The following is a 22,090-nucleotide window of genomic DNA, read 5'->3' on the forward strand; positions in this document are numbered from 1 at the left end:
GTACTTAGTGTAAAGTTTTTGTATTAAATAAAGGCTCATATAATAAAAACTTATTATACAAGCCAATTAGTTACTCCTGAGCATTAGACTCAGTTACTTTGATTACTTTAACTACTATTTTATCTGGAGTTATTCCTGATATTTCCCCTGGTTTATTTAATAGAGCTTTAACCTGAATCGTATTTTCTCCTTCGGATAAAGTACTAACATCAAGTACACAGGATATATCCTCTTCTTTAATATTCTTTAAAGCATCCTCTACTGCATTTACTTTAACATTTATATTTTTAGTATTAATCTCATATTTAAATCCATCTACCTTGCCAGTTATACTTAAAGGCACTACAAAATCTTTTTCACCTTTTTTATTAACTTTAACTTCAACTCCAACTGATTCTATATCAGATTGTATTGATACTCCTCTTGGTATAAGTAGCTTTATTTCCTTGGTAACAGTTTCTGTAATATCAGTTAAATTAAAGCTTTCTGTTTCAATAGCTTTTATCTTGCTTAAAACTTCTTTACTTCCAACTATTCTAACAGTGCTTACCTTTGAAGTTATTTGTTCAAGAATAAGACCTTCTCTGAGAGTACCTGTTGTTTTAACTATAATAGGTACCTCCTTAGATGGTGCAATGTCTACTGTTACATCTACAAATTTTGGCTCTATACTTACGTTTGTAACAATTTTTCCTTCACTATTAATAGGTTCTACAGGTATAGTCTTTGTGAACTTAGTTTGTGAGCCTTCTATATTTATCCTACCTACTGCTTTTTCTACTTCATCTACATAGGACTTAGGTCCCGATATCATAACCCCTGTTGGAGTTGTAATGGGATTAATATGTTCATATCCTACTTTAGCCGTTCCCTTTGAAATTATTCTAACTGGAACAAATCTTGTAGATAATGTATCTAATTTAACCTTAACCTTAGGAAGTTCATTATCCGATATATTAATTCCATTTGGAAGTGACTTTACAATAACCGGTATATCATTATCACCTTTTTTAAGGTATCCACTCATATCAGCTATAAAGTTCAATTCCTCACTTCTAACCCCTATAAGATCTTTTACCCTTCCTGTTATAGATATACTAATCGTAAAGTCCTGCTTTGGCAGAAGCACAAGATTACTTCTAGTAATATTATCCGTATTTTCAAGACTTACCTTAACATTATCAATTACTCTTGTTTGTACTGGGTTTTTTTCACCCATAACATATATCCATAGCATTAGAGATAAAAAGATAGATATCCCTATGGCCATTACCTTGTGATTATCTTTTTGAACCATAGCTTCACCTTCTTAAACATAGTTGTATTAGGACTTGAATTTTGTTTTAATACCTTTGAAAGAACGCTTATTAATTTTTCTTCATTGTAGTTTCTAGTAAGCCTTCCGTTGACAGCAAGGGATATATTACCTGTTTCCTCTGAAACAACTATAGCAATAGCATCAGATGCCTCACTTACCCCAAGGGCTGCTCTATGTCTAGTTCCAAGACTTCTATTAACATGTTGGTGCGTCAATGGAAGTACAGCCGCTGCCGCCATTATTCTATCTCTTCTAATTATAACTGCTCCATCATGAAGTGGTGTATTCTCGACAAATATATTCTCCAATAATTGGGATGATAAAAGTCCATCTATTTTTGTAGAGTTTTCAGTATACTCTACAAGTCCAGTTTCCATTTCTATAACTATCAGAGCACCAGTTTTTGTATTTGATAGATTTTGTACAGCCTTTGAAATTTCCTTAGTTACCTCTTCTATTTCCTCTTCTGTGTCAAATAACTTTCTTGTTATTATTTTACTTCTTCCTAATTTCTCAAGGGCTTTTCTAAGTTCAGGCTGAAATATTACAATTAACGCAATTAACCCAACTGTAAGTGTACTTTGTAGTAGATAATTAAGTGCCATAAGACCTAACACATCACTTAACTTCATTATAACTACTATAAATACAAGACCCTTAATAAGCTGCTCTGCTCTTGTTTCCTTTATTAGTGTAAATAGCTTATAAAATATATAAGCTACAATCAGAATATCTACTACATTCCATATACTTATATTCTGAAGTATAGTTAATATGTTTTTCATATCTGCCAGCACTATCTCCACCCCTTAACTGCTTATTGCTTTAATTATATAACAAAAAATATCGATATAAAACATCTATATAGGGATTAATTTTTAAAATAAAGGGATATATTATAATATTACTATTAGTAGTTACTAAATCCCTTTTTTTCTTGTTTTAGGAATAGAGGGGCTATATAATTATCTATAATATACTTTCATTGGAGGGGATTACTTTGTCAAACTCAAATATACTTCCTACATTTAAAAATAAAATAATACTGTCTGTTATCCTATTTATTATTATCATTACCGGAGTAATATATTACCTTATGTATGGTTCAAGTGAAGCTAAGTATAATAGGAGTGTTAATAAAGCTATATCACTTATAAATAATAGTAATGAAAAAGCTACTTCTACATACAGTTACATAGAAGATGGTAAAGAAGGTTTAGACAAGATAAAAAAGGCTCTTGAAACATCTAAAAAAGACTTAGATAGTGCAGTTAACATTGTGAAACCTCTCACTCCACCTGATAAATTAAAATTAAAACATTCTAATTTGCTAAATGGAATTAACTCAAACAAATTACTATATATTCAATCTATTGCATCACTTGATAACTATACTTCTGATACTATAAATTCATCTACAAGCACTCTTTACAAATACCTTTCTTCCACAGTAGGATATTATGAGAACTTCAATGCTAAAAAAAATAAAATATTATTATCTAAGAAATTTTTGGATTACCCTGATAAACTAACTATTTATCTAAGTAATATTAGAAAAAATGAATCAACACTTTCTGCTGAAACTAATGCTAAGATAGTATTTCTTAATGATATTAAAACAAACCTAAACATGATAAATTCTATAGGCTCAAATGTAGAAAAGGATATCACTCTTACAAAAAACAGAAAAATGTCAACAAAGCAGCTTATGATATCTCTTTCTAGTAATAAAAACGACCTATCATCTGTAATAGATAAAGTTGATAATCTATCTTCACCTAATGATTTAAATGAACTTAAAACTCTTTTCATTTCAACTGGTGTTCTATATGAGGATTACTTAAATACCTTAAGGTCTTCTATTGAATCCTCAAAAGAAACAGATAATATATCAATAGTTAACTCAAGTATTAATATCAGTAGCGAAAAGCTTAAGTTATTTAAAACAAGTGAAGATAACCTATTATCACTTATAACCGAAAAGGAAGATTCATTTAGATAACAATATCACAAAAGAGCTAATCTAGATTACACCTAGACTAGCTCCCTTTTACTTCTTATCTATATATTTTAAAACACTTTCACTTTCTATAAATGTGGCTTTTCCTGCAAATAAAACAAATATACACATAGTTACTATTACTAGTAACAATAAAAATCTTTTCATTTTACCCTCTCCTAACTGCATATTAGACTATGAAAATGTCTATATATAGATATATTCTAAATTCTTTAATAAAATAACAGCGGAGAAAAATTTATATATTTAATAGTTTTATTTTTCTTTCCTTAAAATACACTGGAGTAAGCTCTGCATGCTCTGCTATTTCTAGTGCATTACTAAAATTCATTGCAATGGCATCTTTACTATGTGAATCAGAACCTATAGTTACGTACTTTCCTCCAAACTCTTTAAACTTTTTGTAAATTGGAATAAGATTATTAACCGTTTCTTTATCATTTAATCTTCTTGTATTTATTTCTAAGGCCTTATCCATAGAAATTAATTCTTTTAGAATCTCATCTATTATGTATGAGTATTCTTTATAAATTATTTCTGTATTTTCATGAAATCTACTAGCATATCTTGGTATATAATCTATGTGTGCCATACTATCAAAATATGGATTTTTCTTTATAAGTCTTAACATTGCATTAAAGTATTTATCATAAATACTACGCAAATCATATACTTCTCCTGTAGCTTTATTCTTATAATATTCCTCTTCATATATATCTACACCTTCAACTAAATGTGTTGAACCAAGTATAAAATCAAAATTATAATTATTTGCTATTCTTTTACAATCATCAGCTAATTCCTCTTCATCAAGCCCTATTTCTATTCCTATTAAAAGCTTATCTGATCTATGTTTTTCATAGGCTTTAAAATATGAATCTATATCTAATCTAAACATATTTTCATCTGGATAATTAAGATCTAGATGTTCTGTTAAAATTACACCTATATCCTTTGACTTTATAACATTAATAACTTCTTCTATTTTCATATCACTATCAGACGAAAAATTAGTATGAATATGTGAATCAAACATTATTATCCCTCCTAAATATAAAAGTTTTTCATTTATCCGATAATTAACTGCCAATAAACTCCCGGATAAACACTTATAAAAACCAGTTAAGTTAAAATGACCCTGATTTAAGAATTCTATTTATATAATAATAATTACATTTAAAGTATAAGTCAATTGCTATTTAAACAAATGAATATTTTGTTTTTATTTTAGCCATATTAACAGTAGAAAGCTCAAATGGAGGTGTTAACTATGGTAAATAAGTCAATTGAATGTGATGTAACTTCTTGTAAACATCATGCAGAGGTTCATAGATATTGTACACTAAACTCAATTAATATATTAAATAACTCAGATCATGTAACTGCTTCTGAAAAGTGTACTGACTGTGGAAGCTTTGAAGTTAAGGGAAGCTGTAAGGAAACCCCATAATAGTAAATAATCTTTTATTTAAGGAGATGTTAAATATGATTAATGAGTCAATCGGATGTAAAGTAACTGCTTGTAAGTTTCATGACGAATCTAAGAACTATTGTACTTTAGACGTAATCAAGGTAACTCATAACACAGTTTCAGATGCTACATGTGTATGCGACACTGACTGTGGAAGCTTTGAGCCTGGTAAATAAATATATTTAAAATTCAATAGCTTATAATTGAATTTTAATAAAGGATTAGAAATTAATCATAATTTCTAATCCTTTTAATTTTAATTATTAACTTATTATATAATTATAGATAGAAAAGTAATTCTCCGTATGTTGGGAATGGCCATAACTTCCCATCAACCATACCTTCTAGTTCATCTCCATAGCTTCTAAGCTCTATCATTACCTTTAATACTTCATCTCTATAGAACATAGCCTTATTTAGTATATCTCCTGTTACAGATTTTGCATCTGCGTTTTTCTTTTCAAGAGTTTCTAAAGCTTTATTGAAGTTATTAAGTGTAGATGTTAATTTATTTATTAGCTTTTCTTGAGCTGTAGTATCAATTGATTCGCTTATAGATTTTACCTTAATAATTGAATCTGATACTTCAGTGATATACTTAATTACCGCTGGAGTAATTTCTCTTTTGCCTATTTCAATCATAGTTAAAGCTTCTATATTAATTTGCTTTGTATATTCTTCAAGTTGAACTTCATATCTTGAGAATAACTCTGAAGTATTAAGAACCTTATGCTTTTCAAATAGCTTTATAGCCTTTTCACTTATTAAAGCTGGAATTGCATCAACTGTTGTAGGAAGGTTTGGTAGGTTTCTTTCCTTCGTAGCCTCTTCAATCCATTCATTTGAATATCCATCTCCATTGAATATTATTCTCTTATGGTTTATAACCATTTCTCTAACTATTACTTCTATTTCAGCCTTAGGATCCGCACTATTTTCAAGTCTTTCTGCAACTTCGCCTAATACATCAGCAACAATTGTATTAAGAATTATACTTGAATCTGATACTGAACCTGATGATTGTACCATTCTAAATTCAAACTTATTACCTGTAAATGCAAATGGTGAAGTTCTATTTCTATCTGTAGTATCCCTTTTTAGCATTGGAAGTGATGAAACTCCAACTCCAAGCATATCTCCTTGCTTTGAGCTCTTTAACTCTCCTCTTTCTATTTGCTCTAATATATCAGTTAATTGATCTCCTAGGAAAATAGATATTATAACAGGTGGAGCTTCATGTCCCCCTAATCTATGGTCATTTCCTGCTGATGCTGCTGATGCTCTTAAAAGTTCTGGATACATATCAACAGCTTTAATTACTGAACATAAGAACAGTAGAAACTGTGCATTTTCATGAGGGGTCTTTCCTGGATTTAGTAGGTTTTGCCCGTCATCTGTGCTTAAAGACCAGTTGTTATGCTTTCCAGATCCATTAAGCCCAGCAAAAGGTTTTTCATGTAAAAGACATGCAAGTGAATGTCTTGCTGCAACCTTTTTCATAACTTCCATTGTTAATTGGTTATGGTCTACAGCAATATTAGCTTCTGTAAAAACAGGAGCAAGTTCATGCTGTGCTGGAGCAACTTCATTGTGCTTTGTTTTCGCTGATACTCCAAGCTTCCATAATTCTTCATCTATATCCTTCATAAATGATGCCACTCTTTCCTTTAGGCATCCATAGTAGTGATCATCCATTTCTTGACCCTTTGGAGGTTTTGCTCCAAATAATGTTCTTCCAGTATATACAAGGTCTTTTCTGTTCTTATAAAGGTCTCTGTCTACAAGGAAATACTCTTGTTCTGGTCCAACTGTTGTAATAACTCTGTTTGATGTTGTATTTCCAAGTGCTCTTAAAACTCTTATAGCTTGCTTTTGAAGAGCTTCAATTGAACGAAGAAGAGGAGTCTTTTTATCAAGTGCTTCACCTGTATATGAACAGAAAGCTGTTGGTATACAAAGAGTAATTCCACCTTCATCTTCCTTTAGAAAAGCAGGTGATGTTGGATCCCATGCAGTATATCCTCTTGCCTCAAATGTTGCACGAAGACCACCTGATGGAAATGATGATCCATCTGCTTCACCTTTTATTAGTTCTTTACCTGAGAACTCCATTATTACCTTACCATCTGATGTTGGAACTATAAATGATTGATGCTTTTCCGCTGTAACACCATTCATTGGTTGGAACCAGTGTGTATAATGGGTTGCCCCTCTTTCTACAGCCCAATCCTTCATTGCACTAGCAACAACTTCCGCTACAGGACCCTCTAGTGTGCTACCTTCTTCTATAGTATTTCTTAGTGCTTTATACGTTGCCTTAGGTAGTCTTTCTCTCATTACTGTATCATTAAACACATTTACTGCGTACATATCTGAAATGCTCTTTTTACAATTTCCATCGCAAAAATTTCTCATTGTTAAATCCTCCTAAAATGTAAATAAAAATAGACGCTCCACAGGTATATACTTCTCCTAGTATACACCACTTGAAACGCCTTTGTTTCCATAAATCTTAACTTACTCATTGATTTTACTACTTTAACAGTAAAATTTCAATAGTTTAAAAAAATTTTTATTCTCATAATTTATATTATATGAATTTATATAAAGTTTGGTACCTTAAGGTATTAATTATTTTTTTCCTTAAGAAGAGATATCATAGATTCTAGATTATCAAATGAATAGGCTTCCTTAGACTTTTCCATTCCAAAGCCATCTTTTAATTCACCTTTATCTATATGATATTTCATAAGACTTTTATTTAGCTTTTCTATTAATTCCTTGTCACTTCCCTTTGATGCTATTCTATAGGATACTGCATAAATAGCTGTAGATTCAATATAATCTACAGGTGTATTTCTATCAATAGAATACTTTGTATATAAACATCCGTATTTTTTAAGTTGCTTTTTCATCCAATCATTTATAGGCTTTGGGCTCACCCCTGTATACATTAAGTTTTCCCATACCATTAGAGAATAAAGTAGTTCGTTATCACTTTCGCTAGAGTACTTCCTATTTAAAAGATCATAGTTCTTTCTAAAAAGAGGTATGTCACTTGAAACGTAACCTTTATTTAAAATATCTTTTCCCTTTATATAAATTTCATTCCACTGTTCATCTATACTTCCAAGAAGCTTAAATGCTTCAAGGTCAATATAACAAAGGGTAAGAAGTTTTGACCTATTTACTCCATCATTAAAATCACTAACCATATTATTATATGTAGAATTCTTTAATATTGACTTTGAAATTTTTATAGCATCTACCTTATACTTAAACCTATCAAATTTTATATATGCTTTAACTAAGGCTTTTGCTATTCTTAATTCATCTATTAATGCTGACGTGCTACTTTTATCATTTTTTTTAGATATTCTCCAGCTAACTAAACCATTATCAAGTATCATATAATCCTTAACTACTTTATAGGCTTTATCAAACATTTTTTCATCGTTAATCATTAATGCGTAATCCATTAAAAGCCCCTGGGATTCAGATAATATAAAATGCCCCTTTGTTTCATCACCCATATTTTTTTTATTGAGATAATTTGTATATATGGCACCATCTTCCCTCGATAGCTTAGTTTCTATAAATTTTCTTACATGACTTGAATAACTTGTTTCTTTATAATTCTTTAATACTATGTTTAACTTTAATGGCTTTACATAGGGATATACTATATATGCAGTTATCATTAGAAAAACTAAAAAAACACTTATAAGTGAATATAACTTTTTCATATAAACCTCCTTAATAAGCCCTATAATATATCTTTTTTCGATATTATTTTTTCTTTAGATTGAAATATTGTATTTTCATTTTTCCTTTATAGAGTGTAAAATCATTTTTAGAAAGTTTAACTTTGATTGCTCCATCCTAGGAAATCATAGAAATACCATAATATCTATATAAGGCTACTGCTATGCAGTAGCCTTATATTTATTATATCCTATAGGAAGTAATCTTCAATATTGCTTTTTACTTTTCTTCTAAGACTTTTACAACTATTTCTTTCAATTATACCCGTGTATATCTTTTCTCCATCTATAGCAACTTCCTTGTTTTTTAATAGATATACTATTTTTTCTGTTACAATACCTGCTATTTTGTCAGGAGACATATCTAAGGTTGACACACTTGGATGCAGAACCTTTGATAATGTAGTATTTTTTAAGTTTATAATTGATACATCATTTGGAACAGATATCCCTCTCATTGCTAGGGATTCAAGAACCTTCATCATAACTAGGTCATCACATACTATTAACGCAGTAATATCCCTTGAAAGTTCATATCCTTTTTTATTTATAACATTATCAAGTATATCTAGATTTTCACTATCTAAATCACTTGATTCTATATCAAATAACATCTGATACATTTCCTGTTCAACAGTACAATCTTTATAATGCTTTATACACTCCTCATGGGCCTTGTTACCTTTTTCATAAACAATAGCTACCTTGGTATGACCAAGCTTTAAAAAATAATTAATAACATTTTCAACAGCTTCTCTATTATCTACGTATATATTATTAGTAGCTTCATTTTGTGCATTAACAAATATTAGTGGAGTTCTCTCCATAATATCCTTTAAGAAATCATCTCTACGTGAAAGTTCTGTTTCTATTATTATAATCCCATCTACAGACCTATTTAAAAATCTTCTTATAGCCTCTTCTTCCTCTTCCTGATTACTGTTAGTTGTGGATATCATAACATCGTATCCGTTTTGAGAAAGCTTTTGTTCTATAAATGAAATCATTTCTGTATAAATAAGACTCTTAAGATTTGGTACTAGAACTCCAATTATATTACTTTTTCCACTAACTAGCCCCCTAGCAAGTGGATTGGGTTTATAGTCAAGTTTTTTTATTGCATCTTCTATTCTTTGTCTAGTTTCCTTTTTTACAGGATAATTATTATTTAAAACTCTTGATACTGTTGATATTGACACCCCTGCTTCTTTTGCTACGTCTTCGATTGTATATCTCATATTACCCCCCTAATAAAACATAGATTTAATATTAGTATTTTCACTATAGTTTTTCCCTTGATAACTGCCACGTAAATCAAATTCTTTATCTATAGCATTTAAAACTTCCCATTTTTTTAGACTCCACATAGGTCCTATTAAAAGATCCCTTGGGCTATCCCCTGTTAACCTATGAATCACTATATTTTCTGGAAGTCTTTCTACTGAATCAACTATTATATTGATATATTGATCCATTTCTAAAAGATCAAATCCCTTTTCATAGAAAACATTTTCTAACTGTGTTCCCTTCATAACATGAAGTAGGTGAAGTTTTATACCTTGAATAGGTGAATTTGCAACAAAATCAATGGTCTCCATCATCATTTCTCTTGTTTCATATGGAAGTCCATATATAATATGTGCCACAACATCAATATTAAGTTTTCTAAGCTTTTTAACTCCATCTATAAAAGATTCTAGGTTATGTCCTCTATTAATTAATTTTGCAGTATCCTCATGTATAGTTTGTAGTCCAAGCTCCACCCATAGATATTTCTTCTTACTTATCTCATGTAGAACTTCTAATACATCATCATCTAAACAATCTGGTCTAGTTGCTATAGCAATACCTACAACATCATCTATATTCAAAATTTCTTCATACTTTTTCTTAAGTTCTGCAGCTGGTGCATAGGTATTAGTATAGGCCTGAAAATACCCTATATACTTCCCACTTTTCCACTTCTTTTCCATAATAGACTTTACTTCTTCAAATTGGTGTGTTAAAGACTTTGCCGTACCTGTAAAATCACCTGAACCTCTAGCACTACAAAAGATACATCCTCCCTTTCCTACCTTACCATCTCGGTTAGGACAAGTGAACCCTGCATCTAGGGATATTTTAAATACTTTTTCTCCAAACTTATTTCTCAGAAAATAATTTAAAGAATTATAGCTTTTATTTTCCCACTTTCTTGCCATACTTTTTTCTCCTAATGTATATTATGTGTAATATAATATTATTTAATTTATATATTAGCATAAAATCATAATAATATAAAAAATTATTTTCGTCTTTCTATTACTTTTCTATGACTTTTCTATTAATTTTCTATAACTTTTATTAAATTTTCCCATTTTTTATAAGCTTTCTATGAAAGTTATTAGTATACCATAATAAAATAAAAAGTATCAGCTAGTATATTATTACAATTAATATACTAACTAATACTTAATTAAAATTTAATATTAAATTAATTTCCTCTTTTTTCAAATGCTACTAATATTCTATTTAATGCCTCTTCAAGTGTTTTTCTAGAACAAGCTACATTAATTCTAGCAAAACCTTCTCCCTCTGAACCAAATGATACTCCGCTATTAAATCCAACCTTAGCTTCATTTATTAGGAAGTTATCTAAATCCTTTGATAGTGGGAAAATTCTTGTAAAATCAAGCCACATTAAATATGTTCCCTGTGGTCTTACTACCTTAACATTTGGCATTTTTTCCTTAAAGAAGTTAATAACATATGTCATGTTATCAGTAACATAGTTAAGCATAGAATCCAGCCATTCTTCACCATATTTATAAGCTGCCATTGCTCCTGGGAAGTTTAAAGCATTTACCCCTGGCATACTAATTCTATTAATCCATGATGACAATCCTTTTCTAAGGCTTTCCTTCGGTGATATAATCATTGAGAAATATAATGATGGAACATTAAAGCTTTTGCTAGGAGAAAATGCTGCTATAATATTATCATATCTATCTCTAAAATGAAGAATAGATGTAAAGTGATTTCCGTAGAATATAACATCTGAATGTATTTCATCTGAGAAAATTATTACATTATGCTTCTTACATATATCTACAAGTAGACCTAACTCTTCCCACATCCATACTCTTCCTACAGGATTATGAGGGTTACTTAATACTACCATTTTAACATCGTTTTCTATTATTTGCTTTTCAAAGCTAATAAAGTCTATACAATAAACTCCACCTTTATTTACAAGTGAATTGTTAATAAGCTTTCTATTATTTGCTTTTATAACCTGTGCAAATGGATGGTACACAGGAGTTTGTATCATTACAGCATCACCTTCATTAGTATTGCTTAATAAGCTTAATGCTATAGCTGGAACAACTCCAGTAGTGTTTAAAATCTCACTAGGAAATATATCTAAATGATGTCTTTTCTTCATAAAGTCTACAAATGGCAAATAGTCATTTTCCCCTATATAAGTATAACCTAGTACTCCATGTTCAATCTTTTCCTTAAGTGTTTCTATAACCATTGATGGGGCCTTAAAGTCCATATCTGCAACCCAAAGTGGAAGAACATCTTGTCCAAATACTTCTTTTCTTCTATCCCACTTAGAACAGTTTGTCCCCATTCTGTTGATAACTTCATTAAAGTCTTTATTTTTTTCCACAGTGATACCTCCTAGTACCTACTTAAACAATTGTTAAAGTGGTACTTTAATATATTTTGTTATTATTATAACATATTACTGTTTAGTAAAAAAGGAGTTAAAATGTCCCATATAATAACTTAAAAGGTAGTATACATAATCGCTTTAACTATTAGTATACTACCCTAATTTTATTATTTTCCTCCTAGGGCACTCCCTCCACGCTCTAGCGCAGTTACCCCAGTTCTTACTATTTCTTTTATTCCAAATGGTCTCATTATCTCTATAAATGCTGAAATCTTTTCCCAGTCTCCTGTTACCTCTACAGTCATGCTTTTCTTATCTATATCTATAATGTTTCCTCTAAATATATTTACATTTTCTATAATAGAGGATCTTGTTTCATTAGTTGCATTAACTTTAAGTAGAGTAAGCTCCCTTAAAACACATTTACTTGTATCCATGTCAATTATTTTTATAACGTCAATCAGCTTATTTAGCTGCTTGGTTATTTGTTCTATTATATATTCATCTCCCTGAAGAGCTATTGTCATTCTTGATATTTTAGGGTCTTCAGTAGTTCCAACGGTTAAACTATCTATGTTATAACCTCTTCTACTAAAAAGCCCTGCTACCTTACTTAAAACCCCTGAATGATTTTCAACTAATACTGATAATATATGCCTTTTCATGATTTTCCCCCCTAAAGAGTTGCTTCTGATGGATCAACTATAAATTCTAAAAGATATGGTCCTTCATATTCTAATGCCTCTTTTAAAGCTGACTCAACATCTGAATTTTCACATACTCTTTTACACTTTATACCATAGGCTTCACTAAGCTTAATAAAATCTGGACTCTTTGCAAACAATGTTCCAAATGGATTTTTGTACATGTTGTTTTGCATTTCACGAACCATTCCTAGCCCATCATTATTAAGTAGTACTAGTTTTAAGTTAAGGTTATGCTCCATAATTGTGCCTAGTTCAAACATACTCATTTGGAAACCACCATCACCCATAACAGCTAATATTTGTGTGTCTTTATCTGCACCAAATCTAGCTCCTACAGCTGTTGGAAGTGAATATCCCATTGTTCCAAGTCCCCCACTTGTTAAGAACCTTCTTTTTCCTCTTATCTCAAAGTTAAGTGCTGACCATATTTGGTTTTGCCCAACATCTGTTATAAGTATAGCATCATCTGAGGCTACATCTGATAGCTTTTTAATAACATGTTTTGCATTTACAAATTCATCACTAAGCTTTGATGAAAGTGATAAGCTTCTTTTTTCAAGTGTTAGTGAATTAATCCATGAGTCTGTGTTAAGTTCATCAATTTGTTCTAAAATTTCACTTAATATATTTTTACAATCTCCAACTACTGGAATAGAGCTTCTAATATTCTTTCCTATTTCAGCAGGGTCTATATCAATGTGAATTATTGTAGCATTATCCTCTATTCCAGAACACTTAGACATTGAACGGTCTGCTATTCTGGTACCTACAAATAGTATTAAATCAGCCTCATTAATGGCTTTATTTGCAACTTCTTTTCCATGTGACCCTATTTGACCTATTACATAAGGGCTATTTTCAAATACACTATCTTTACCCATCATTGTGTAAACCACAGGTATTTTTGCCTTTTGTGACAGTAGGTTTGCTTCTTCCTTGGCATCGGAAAGTTTTACCCCTCCACCTATGCAAAGAATAGGCTTTTTACTAACTTTTAATTTATCTATTACTTTTTTTATTTGACCCTTGTGTCCTTTGTAAGTTGGTTTATATCCTCTTATATCTACCTTAATAGATTCGTAGTCAAATTCACCAATTTCATCGTTTTGTATATCTAGTGGTACATCTATAAGAACTGGACCTGGTCTTCCAGATCCAGCTATATGAAATGCTTCTTTAATTATCTTAGGAAGAGTTTTTCCATCTTTAACAAGATATGAATACTTAGTAAAGCATTCTGTAGATCCTATTATATCAGCCTCTTGAAAAACATCCTTCCCTACATTAGATAACTTTACCTGTCCAGTTATAACCACAAGGGGAATTGAGTCCATATATGCTGTTGCAATAGATGTAATTATATTAGTTGCACCAGGGCCTGAAGTTGCAAAGCAGACTGCTGCTTTACCTGTAGCTCTTGCATAGCCATTTGCACTATGACCTACAGCTTGTTCATGTCTTGATAGTATATGAGTTATATTAGAAGTTCTAAGGACTTCATATATAGGTATAACAGTTGCCCCTGGATAACCAAAGACTAGTTTTGTCCCTTCTGCTTCTAAACATCTTACTATAGCTTCTGCAGCCTTCATAATTAATTCCCCCTTTAGTTAATTTAACTAGATTTCGCTAGCAATTAAATCTCCTATTTTTTCACAGCCAACCTTAGTCATACCTTCTTGCATAATATCAGCTGTTCTATAACCTTTATCAAGTACCTTTGAAATTGCACTTTCAATCTCATCTGCAGCATCATCCATGTCGAAGCTATAACGAAGCATCATAGCAGCACTCATTATAGTTCCAATTGGGTTCGCTATATCTTGGCCTGCAATGTCAGGTGCTGAACCATGGATTGGTTCATATAGTCCTATTTTACCATCTCCAAGTGATGCTGATGGAAGGTTTCCAAGTGAACCTGTAAGCATTGATGCCTCATCACTTATTATATCACCAAATGTGTTTTCAGTAACCATAACATCAAATTGTTTTGGCCATCTTATTAGCTGCATTGCAACATTATCAACATACATTTGGTTAAGTTCTACATCAGTGTATTCCTCTGCTATCTTATAAACAACTTCCTTCCATAGTCTTGATGACTCTAGAACGTTTGACTTATCTACAAGAGTTAATTTCTTATTTCTTTTTCTTGCTATATCAAATGATACTCTAGCTATTCTTTCAATTTCACTTGTTTGGTATACCATTGTATCCCAAGCTTTTTCTTCACCATTTTCAAGTGTAACTCTTTTCTTTTCTCCAAAGTAAAGTCCACCGATTAGCTCTCTAACTATCATTATATCAAGTCCATCACCTAAAACTTCAGGCTTAAGATTTGATGCTGACTTAAGTTGTGGGAAAAGAACCGCAGGTCTTAGGTTAGCAAAAACTCCAAGTTCCTTTCTTATTCCAAGTAGTCCAGCCTCTGGTCTTTGATTTCCTGGTAGGTTATCCCACTTTGGTCCACCAACAGCCCCTAGTAGTACTGCATCACTTTCTAAACATGCATCTACTGTTTCCTTTGGTAATGGTGTTCCTGTAGCATCGATTGCTGCACCACCCATTAGAACTTCTTTATATTCAAAGTTAGTGTCGTATTTCTTTCCAATTGCGTTTAAAACTTTTATAGCTTGGTTTACTATTTCAGGACCGATTCCGTCTCCTGGCATAACAGCTATCTTTATATTTCTTGCCATTACTTATTCTCTCCCTTTTTTATATAATTTATAAGTCCGTCTGCTGAAATTATTTCCTGCATGAATTCTGGGAATGGTGCAGCTTGATAGCTTTTTCCCTTTGTTATATTTTTAATCTCACCTGTTGAGAAATTTATTTCTACTTCATTACCATCTTCAATATCCTTAGCTGCCTCAGGACACTCCATTATTGGAAGTCCTATGTTAATTGAGTTTCTATAGAATATTCTAGCAAATGTTTCTGCAATTACACATTGAGTTCCAGCAACCTTAATAGCGATTGGAGCATGTTCTCTTGAAGAACCACATCCAAAATTCTTTCCTGCTACCATTATCTTTGATGTTTTAACCCTTTCAGGGTAAGTTGCATCAAGGTCTTCCATACAGTGACTAGCAAGTTCTACAGGATCTGATGTATTAAGGTATCTTGCAGGTATTATAACGTCTGTATCTACATTGTCTCCATATTTTATAACTGTTCCCTTAACCATTTACATTACCTCCTCTGGTGAAGATATTTTTCCTGTTACTGCTGATGCCGCTGCAACAGCTGGGCTTGCTAGATATACTTCACTTTCTACATGACCCATTCTTCCTACAAAGTTTCTGTTTGTAGTAGCAACTGCTCTTTCTCCTGCAGCTAGAATTCCCATATGTCCTCCAAGACATGGACCACATGTAGGTGTACTTACTGCAGCACCTGCTTCAACTAGGGCTTCTAGTAGACCTTCTTTTAGTGCTTGTAGCCAAATCTTTTGAGTAGCTGGGAACACGATAAGTCTTACTCTTTTGTGTACCTTTTTACCCTTTAGAATTTCAGCTGCAACCCTAAGGTCCTCAATTCTACCATTTGTACATGAACCTATAACAACTTGATCTATTTCAACTTCCCCAACATTATCAATTGTTCTTGTATTGTCTGGTAGATGTGGGAATGCTACTGTTGGTCTTATTTCTGATAAATCTATTTCAAAAACTTCAGAATATTCAGCATCTTCATCTGCACTATACACTGTATATTCCTTAGTTGAGTGTTCTTTTATATATTCAATAGTCTTTTCGTCTACTTCGAAAATTCCATTTTTAGCTCCAGCTTCTATAGCCATATTAGCCATAGCAAATCTGTCGTCCATTGATAGGTTCTTAAGTCCTTCACCTGTATATTCCATTGACTTATATAGTGCTCCATCAACACCTATCATACCAATTATGTGTAGTATAACGTCTTTACCTGATACCCACTTTTGTGGCTTTCCAGTAAGTACGAATTTAATAGCTTCAGGAACCTTAAACCAAGCTTCTCCTGTTGCCATACCTGCTGCCATATCTGTACTTCCTATTCCTGTTGAAAATGCACCTAGTGCTCCATAAGTACAAGTATGTGAATCAGCTCCTATAACAGTATCCCCTGCAACTACTAGTCCCTTTTCTGGAAGTAGTGCATGTTCAATTCCCATTTCTCCGATTTCAAAGAAGTTTTCTATTTCTTTTTCATTAGCAAATTCTCTAATGAATTTAACCTGTTCTGCTGATTTTATATCCTTATTAGGTGTAAAGTGATCAGGTACTATAGCTATTTTACTCTTATGGAATACCTCATCCTTTCCAACCTTATTAAATTCTTTTATTGCAACTGGTGTAGTTATATCATTTCCTAGCACTAAATCAAGTTTAGCTTTTATAAGTTGACCTGCCTTAACTTCCTTAAGCCCAGCATGAGCTGCTAGTATTTTTTGTGTCATCGTCATTCCCATAGCCCAAATTCTCCTCTCTTAGTTTACTTTCTATCTATTTCTTTATAAAGAAAATAATCTATTGAATCTAGAAGCGCCTTCCAGCTAGCTTCAATTATATTTGTCGATACTCCAACCGTTCCCCAAGTAGCTTCTCCGTCAGATGTTTCAATATGAACTCTAACCTTTGCCCCTGTAGCCTTATCAGGGTCCAGTACACGTACTTTATAATCAGTAAGTCTAATATCTTTCAACTCAGGATAAAATACTGTTAAAGCCTTTCTTAATGCCTTATCCATAGCATTAACAGGCCCTGCGCCATCCGCTGCCGTTATCTCTTCTTTTCCATCTACTTCAAGTTTGATCATTGCATAGGCACTTTTGATTCCTGCTGCCTCTTCAATAACTCTAAAATCAATAACCTTAAAAAACTCTTTAGTTTTTCCTAGATGTTTTCTAATTAAAAGTTCAAATGAACTTTCCGCACCTTCAAATTGATATCCTTCATACTCAAGTTTTTTAAGTATATCTACCATTTCCTGTGCTTCCTTTGAATCTTTTTTAATTTCTGGAATAATCTTTTGAATACTTGAGAGTATTGTGCTTTTTCCTGAGACCTCAGACATTAGGAATCTTCTTTCATTTCCTACAATTTCTGGGTTTATATGTTCAAATGAAATTGAGTTTTTGTTAACTCCATCTATATGCATTCCACCTTTGTGAGCAAACGCACTTGCACCTACATATGGGTAGGATTTTTCATGTGTCATATTAGCGATTTCTGCAACTGTCTTAGACACATTTGTAAGCTCACTTATGCTATTATTATCTAAGCATTTTTTTCCTAACTTTACTTCGAGATTTCCAATTATGGTTATAAGGTTTGCGTTTCCACATCTTTCCCCATATCCATTTATTGTTCCTTGGATTTGAACTGCTCCACATTTTGCTGCTACAACTGAGTTTGCTACTGCCATTCCTGTATCATTGTGGCAGTGAATGCCTATATTTACATTTACATTTTGTAAAACATCATTGATTATATTTTCAATTTCCCATGGCATTGTTCCGCCATTAGTATCACATAAAACCGCAAAGTCTGCCCCTGCCTTTGCAGCACTTTTTAAGCTTTCTATTGCATATTCTCTATTATTTTTATAGCCGTCAAAGAAGTGTTCAGCATCAAATATAACTTCTTTACCCATAGACTTCATATACTTCACAGTATCTTCAATCATACTTAAATTCTCATCTAAAGTAGTTCTTATTATATCTGTAACATGAAGGTCCCAGCTTTTACCGAATATTGCAACAGCGGGTGTATTAGCGAAGAGGAGGGATTTAATTCCCATATCCTCTTCAACCTTAACCCCTACTCTTCTAGTGCTTCCAAATGCAACAAGTTTTGACTTTATATCACATTTAGCAACTTCTTTAAAGAAATCTAAATCCTTTGGGTTAGACCCTGGATTACCTGCTTCTATATAGTCAACTCCGAAGCTGTCTAACTTCTTTACAATCTTGAGCTTATCCTCAAGGGTATAGGATATACCCTCACCTTGAGAACCATCTCTTAGGGTTGTGTCGTATATAAAAATCTCTTTTACATCCCTAGTCAAGATTCATCAACTCCTTACATTTGAAAGGTTAAGAGAAGTCTAAAAGACTAGTTCTTTGACCATGACATCATTTTTCTTAGTTCTTTACCAACTACTTCGATTTGATGTTCTGATTCTTGTCTTCTTACTGAGTTAAATCCTGGTCTTCCAACTTGGTTTTCAAGTAGCCAGTTTCTAGCGAATGTTCCATCTTGGATTTCTGAAAGAACCTTCTTCATTTCTTTTCTTGTTTCGTCTGTTATTACTCTTTTACCTACTGAGTAATCACCGTATTCAGCTGTATCTGAAATTGAGTATCTCATGTAAGCTAGTCCACCTTCATTCATTAGGTCAACGATTAGCTTTAGTTCATGTAGACATTCAAAGTATGCCATTTCTGGAGCGTATCCTGCTTCTACTAGAGTATCAAATCCAGCCTTAACTAGTTCTGATGCTCCTCCACAAAGAACTGCTTGCTCACCAAATAGGTCTGTTTCAGTTTCTTCTCTAAATGATGTTTCCATGATACCAGCTCTTCCTCCACCGATAGCACTTGCGTAAGCTAGAGCGATATCTCTTGCCTTACCAGTTGCATCTTGGTGTATAGCTATTAGACATGGAACACCTTTACCTTCTTGGTATTGACTTCTTACTGTATGTCCAGGTCCCTTTGGAGCTACCATAAATACGTCAACGTCAGCTGGTGGAACTATTTGAGCGTAGTGGATGTTAAATCCATGAGCGAATAGTAGTGCCTTTCCTGCTGTTAGGTTTGGAGCTATGCTTTCCTTGTATACTTGACCTTGTCTTTCATCTGGTAGAAGTATCATTATAAGGTCTGACTTTGCTGCAGCTTCACTAGCTTCATAAACTTCAAGTCCTGCTTCTTCTGCTCTAGCCCATGACTTACTTCCCTTGTAAAGTCCTACACATACATCGATTCCACTATCCTTAAGGTTTAGAGCGTGTGCATGTCCTTGGCTTCCATAACCAATTATTGCTACCTTTTTACCCTTTATTAAATCTAAGTTTGCATCGTTATCATAGTACATTTTAGCCATTGTTAAATCCCCCTAAAAATTTATTTTATTTTTATTTAATTGTCTTTTAATAATTTATAATCAAGCCTAGATTAACTAGAGCTTATTAGTAATATAGTGAATAATAATTTATATTTCTAGTTTATATTACGGGTTTTCACCTAATTTTGAAAATAAAAAAATAGACCCTTCACCATGGGGCGAAAAGTCTATCGCGGTACCACCCAAATTTATTTCTCAACACTTTAACGACAACGCCGGATAAGACCTAATTTTAATTTCAGTCCTCAGCTCCAGGGTTAGTTTCAACATAATCATCCTAAGGGTTCTCAGCCTAAGACCCTCTCTCTGTAAAGTTGTTTTTATGTTTACTTATCCCTTTCATAGCTTTTAATATCTATGAAGTTTTATCTATATAATACTTTAAGTAATTTTTCTTAATTTATTTAGTGTACCTTTTACTTAATTTAAATTAAAAATTAATATAAAAAAATAGACCCCTCCATGTTGACATATATGCCAGATCATGGGGCGAGAAGTCTATCGCGGTACCACCCAAATTTATTTCTTAATGCTAATAACGGCAACGCCGGATAAAGCTTACTTATTTTCAGCCTTCAACTCCAGGGTGATTTTTCAACATATATGGTTTATGGGCTTGCAGCCTAAGACCCACTCTCTGTAAAACACATTTGTATGTTTACTCTTCCCTTTCACAGTTTTTCATATATTTTATTCTTTTGCAATATATATAAAATGTATTAATTTCTAATTGATTACTTATCATTCCATTATATACAAAAATCATATATTATTGTAAGTTAATATACTATATACAACTTAGCTTGTCAATACAAATTCTAAAAATTTTAAATTTTTAAACCCTTTTATAACTTAGTACATGATTTATTTGTTTGAATTTTATATTGATTTTAATACCTCTTTTAAATTAAGTCAATAGGTATTAAAACTTTTAAGTAATTTTTTAGTTAGTATATCTCATATATTTATATAAGTTTTATAAATAATTAACTTTATATTTAAAAGGAGTTGGTAGCTTGAAAAAGAAATTAGCAATTATAAATGCTATTATCGTTTCCTTAATTGTGGCATTGATTCTTATACTAGATATATCCTATCTTAACACATTTACTGATAAGCTATTTGGTTTAAGCGCAAAGGGAAGCAAAACAATTGTAATCGATGCAGGACATGGTGGTCGTGATGGTGGTGCTGTAGGTAAAGGAGGTACACTTGAAAAGGATATTAACCTACTACTTGCTAAAAAGATTAAATCTTACATAGAGGAAAATGGTGACAACTGTATTATGATTCGTGAGGTTGATGAGGATTTATTTGGAGAAATAGGAAGTGGTAAAAGTAAAAAACAACAAGACCTAAAAAAACGTAAGGATTTAATAAAAGAGTATAACGCTGATCTTTTTATAAGTATTCACCTTAATAGCTTCCCTAATTCTAAGGGAGCACAAGTTTTTTATCAAAAAGGTGATGAAAATGGACAAGTTTTAGCAAAGACACTTCAAGATGCACTTGTTAAGAACCTTGACCCAAATAATAAGAGAATCGAAAAAGAATCTAACACATACTATTTACTGAAAAACAATGATATTCCATCAGTTATTGTTGAATGTGGATTCTTATCTAATCCAAGTGAGGAAAACCTTCTTAAAGATGACTCCTACCAAAATAAAATTGCAACATCAGTATTTTATGGTATAGAAAGATACTTTGAGTTAAAAAAATAACATTCATTTATAAAAGACTTATAAAAAGGGTAATATTCTAAAATTGAGTGTAATAATATGTTAATTTATCTATGAAAGTGGAAAATGAAAAGGTTTGTACTTTTCCTATTTTTTCTTTTTATTAGTCTTTGTTAATATGATATCAATGTTTTCAAAGCACTTTACTTACTATCTTTTATTATTAGTAAATAGACATAATTCTTAAATCAGGTAAAGCCTTTACACCAGTGATTTAGAAGTAATTAATTAGAGCTTGCTACTACTAGGCTTTAATGGAAAAGTTATTTTTTAGACTTGGACATATGATTAGTTT

The 22,090-nt window shown here is 31.9% G+C and carries 19 protein-coding genes and 2 other annotated features; of the genes, 4 read left to right on the forward strand and 15 right to left on the reverse strand.

Features of this window, described 5'->3' with window-relative positions; translation table 11 throughout:
• Window positions 1-70: 70 nt before the first annotated feature.
• Together CLCY_RS12965 and cdaA are read right to left on the reverse strand one after the other, a co-directional pair.
• Complete coding sequence (locus CLCY_RS12965) at window positions 71-1,297, reverse strand: CdaR family protein (RefSeq protein ID WP_048571557.1); 1,227 nt, start codon at window positions 1,295-1,297, stop codon at window positions 71-73.
• On the reverse strand, window positions 1,270-2,103 hold the full coding sequence (gene cdaA, locus CLCY_RS12970; RefSeq protein WP_082141829.1) for a diadenylate cyclase CdaA: 834 nt from the start codon (window positions 2,101-2,103) through the stop codon (window positions 1,270-1,272). The genes CLCY_RS12965 and cdaA overlap by 28 nt, the downstream gene beginning before the upstream one ends.
• 215 nt (window positions 2,104-2,318) lie before the next feature.
• On the opposite strand from cdaA, the gene CLCY_RS12975 reads away from it, so the two are divergent.
• On the forward strand, window positions 2,319-3,320 hold the full coding sequence (locus CLCY_RS12975) for a hypothetical protein (RefSeq protein WP_048571558.1): 1,002 nt from the start codon (window positions 2,319-2,321) through the stop codon (window positions 3,318-3,320).
• A gap of 256 nt (window positions 3,321-3,576) precedes the next feature.
• Here the strand turns inward: CLCY_RS12975 and CLCY_RS12980 are convergent, their stop codons facing one another.
• A complete protein-coding gene (locus tag CLCY_RS12980; protein WP_200899986.1) occupies window positions 3,577-4,377 on the reverse strand; it encodes a histidinol phosphate phosphatase in 801 nt (266 codons plus the stop codon).
• Between the two features lie 231 nt (window positions 4,378-4,608).
• Here CLCY_RS12980 and CLCY_RS12985 point away from each other — a divergent pair, with 231 nt between their 5' ends.
• Together CLCY_RS12985 and CLCY_RS13550 are read left to right on the forward strand one after the other, a co-directional pair.
• Window positions 4,609-4,788 (forward strand): DUF1540 domain-containing protein, encoded by a 180-nt coding sequence (locus CLCY_RS12985; protein WP_048571560.1) that lies wholly within the window; start codon window positions 4,609-4,611, stop codon window positions 4,786-4,788.
• A gap of 35 nt (window positions 4,789-4,823) precedes the next feature.
• Window positions 4,824-4,985, forward strand: coding sequence for a DUF1540 domain-containing protein (locus CLCY_RS13550; RefSeq protein WP_423230499.1), 162 nt, complete (start codon window positions 4,824-4,826; stop codon window positions 4,983-4,985).
• 103 nt (window positions 4,986-5,088) lie between these two features.
• Here CLCY_RS13550 and CLCY_RS12990 read toward each other — a convergent pair whose 3' ends face one another.
• The 12 genes from CLCY_RS12990 to ilvC form a co-directional block, all read right to left on the reverse strand.
• On the reverse strand, window positions 5,089-7,224 hold the full coding sequence (locus tag CLCY_RS12990; protein WP_048571561.1) for a glutamine synthetase III family protein: 2,136 nt from the start codon (window positions 7,222-7,224) through the stop codon (window positions 5,089-5,091).
• A 212-nt stretch (window positions 7,225-7,436) separates the two neighbouring features.
• Window positions 7,437-8,555 (reverse strand): glycosyl hydrolase family 8, encoded by a 1,119-nt coding sequence (locus CLCY_RS12995; RefSeq protein ID WP_048571562.1) that lies wholly within the window; start codon window positions 8,553-8,555, stop codon window positions 7,437-7,439.
• Window positions 8,556-8,764: 209 nt separating this feature from the next.
• Window positions 8,765-9,811: a LacI family DNA-binding transcriptional regulator gene (locus tag CLCY_RS13000; RefSeq protein WP_048571563.1), complete on the reverse strand. Its 1,047-nt coding sequence runs from the start codon at window positions 9,809-9,811 to the stop codon at window positions 8,765-8,767.
• Between the two features lie 9 nt (window positions 9,812-9,820).
• Window positions 9,821-10,774 carry a tRNA modification radical SAM protein MnmL/YtqA gene (gene mnmL, locus CLCY_RS13005; protein WP_048571564.1) on the reverse strand — a complete coding sequence of 318 codons (954 nt, stop codon included), beginning with the start codon at window positions 10,772-10,774 and terminating at the stop codon, window positions 9,821-9,823.
• 272 nt (window positions 10,775-11,046) lie between these two features.
• Window positions 11,047-12,228, reverse strand: coding sequence for a MalY/PatB family protein (locus CLCY_RS13010; protein WP_048571565.1), 1,182 nt, complete (start codon window positions 12,226-12,228; stop codon window positions 11,047-11,049).
• Window positions 12,229-12,401: 173 nt separating this feature from the next.
• The gene (gene ilvN / locus CLCY_RS13015) at window positions 12,402-12,899 is read right to left on the reverse strand and encodes an acetolactate synthase small subunit (protein ID WP_048571566.1); all 498 of its coding nucleotides are present in this window, start codon (window positions 12,897-12,899) and stop codon (window positions 12,402-12,404) included.
• Window positions 12,900-12,910: 11 nt separating this feature from the next.
• Window positions 12,911-14,533: a biosynthetic-type acetolactate synthase large subunit gene (ilvB, locus tag CLCY_RS13020; RefSeq protein ID WP_048571567.1), complete on the reverse strand. Its 1,623-nt coding sequence runs from the start codon at window positions 14,531-14,533 to the stop codon at window positions 12,911-12,913.
• A 27-nt stretch (window positions 14,534-14,560) separates the two neighbouring features.
• On the reverse strand, window positions 14,561-15,628 hold the full coding sequence (gene leuB / locus CLCY_RS13025) for a 3-isopropylmalate dehydrogenase (RefSeq protein ID WP_048571649.1): 1,068 nt from the start codon (window positions 15,626-15,628) through the stop codon (window positions 14,561-14,563).
• A gap of 11 nt (window positions 15,629-15,639) precedes the next feature.
• Window positions 15,640-16,131 (reverse strand): 3-isopropylmalate dehydratase small subunit, encoded by a 492-nt coding sequence (gene leuD, locus CLCY_RS13030; protein WP_048571568.1) that lies wholly within the window; start codon window positions 16,129-16,131, stop codon window positions 15,640-15,642.
• On the reverse strand, window positions 16,132-17,394 hold the full coding sequence (gene leuC / locus CLCY_RS13035) for a 3-isopropylmalate dehydratase large subunit (protein ID WP_048571569.1): 1,263 nt from the start codon (window positions 17,392-17,394) through the stop codon (window positions 16,132-16,134).
• A gap of 23 nt (window positions 17,395-17,417) precedes the next feature.
• The gene (gene cimA, locus CLCY_RS13040; protein WP_048571570.1) at window positions 17,418-18,992 is read right to left on the reverse strand and encodes a citramalate synthase; all 1,575 of its coding nucleotides are present in this window, start codon (window positions 18,990-18,992) and stop codon (window positions 17,418-17,420) included.
• A gap of 47 nt (window positions 18,993-19,039) precedes the next feature.
• Window positions 19,040-20,032: a ketol-acid reductoisomerase gene (gene ilvC, locus CLCY_RS13045; protein ID WP_048571571.1), complete on the reverse strand. Its 993-nt coding sequence runs from the start codon at window positions 20,030-20,032 to the stop codon at window positions 19,040-19,042.
• Between the two features lie 172 nt (window positions 20,033-20,204).
• Window positions 20,205-20,405 (reverse strand) — a binding site (T-box leader).
• 130 nt (window positions 20,406-20,535) lie between these two features.
• Window positions 20,536-20,737 (reverse strand) — a binding site (T-box leader).
• A 332-nt stretch (window positions 20,738-21,069) separates the two neighbouring features.
• Here ilvC and cwlD point away from each other — a divergent pair.
• Entirely contained in the window at window positions 21,070-21,777 is a 708-nt protein-coding gene (cwlD, locus tag CLCY_RS13050; protein ID WP_048571572.1) for an N-acetylmuramoyl-L-alanine amidase CwlD, read from the forward strand.
• Window positions 21,778-22,090 lie beyond the last annotated feature (313 nt).

The organism is Clostridium cylindrosporum DSM 605 (assembly GCF_001047375.1).
Lineage (GTDB): Bacteria > Bacillota > Clostridia > Clostridiales > Caloramatoraceae > Clostridium_AB > Clostridium_AB cylindrosporum.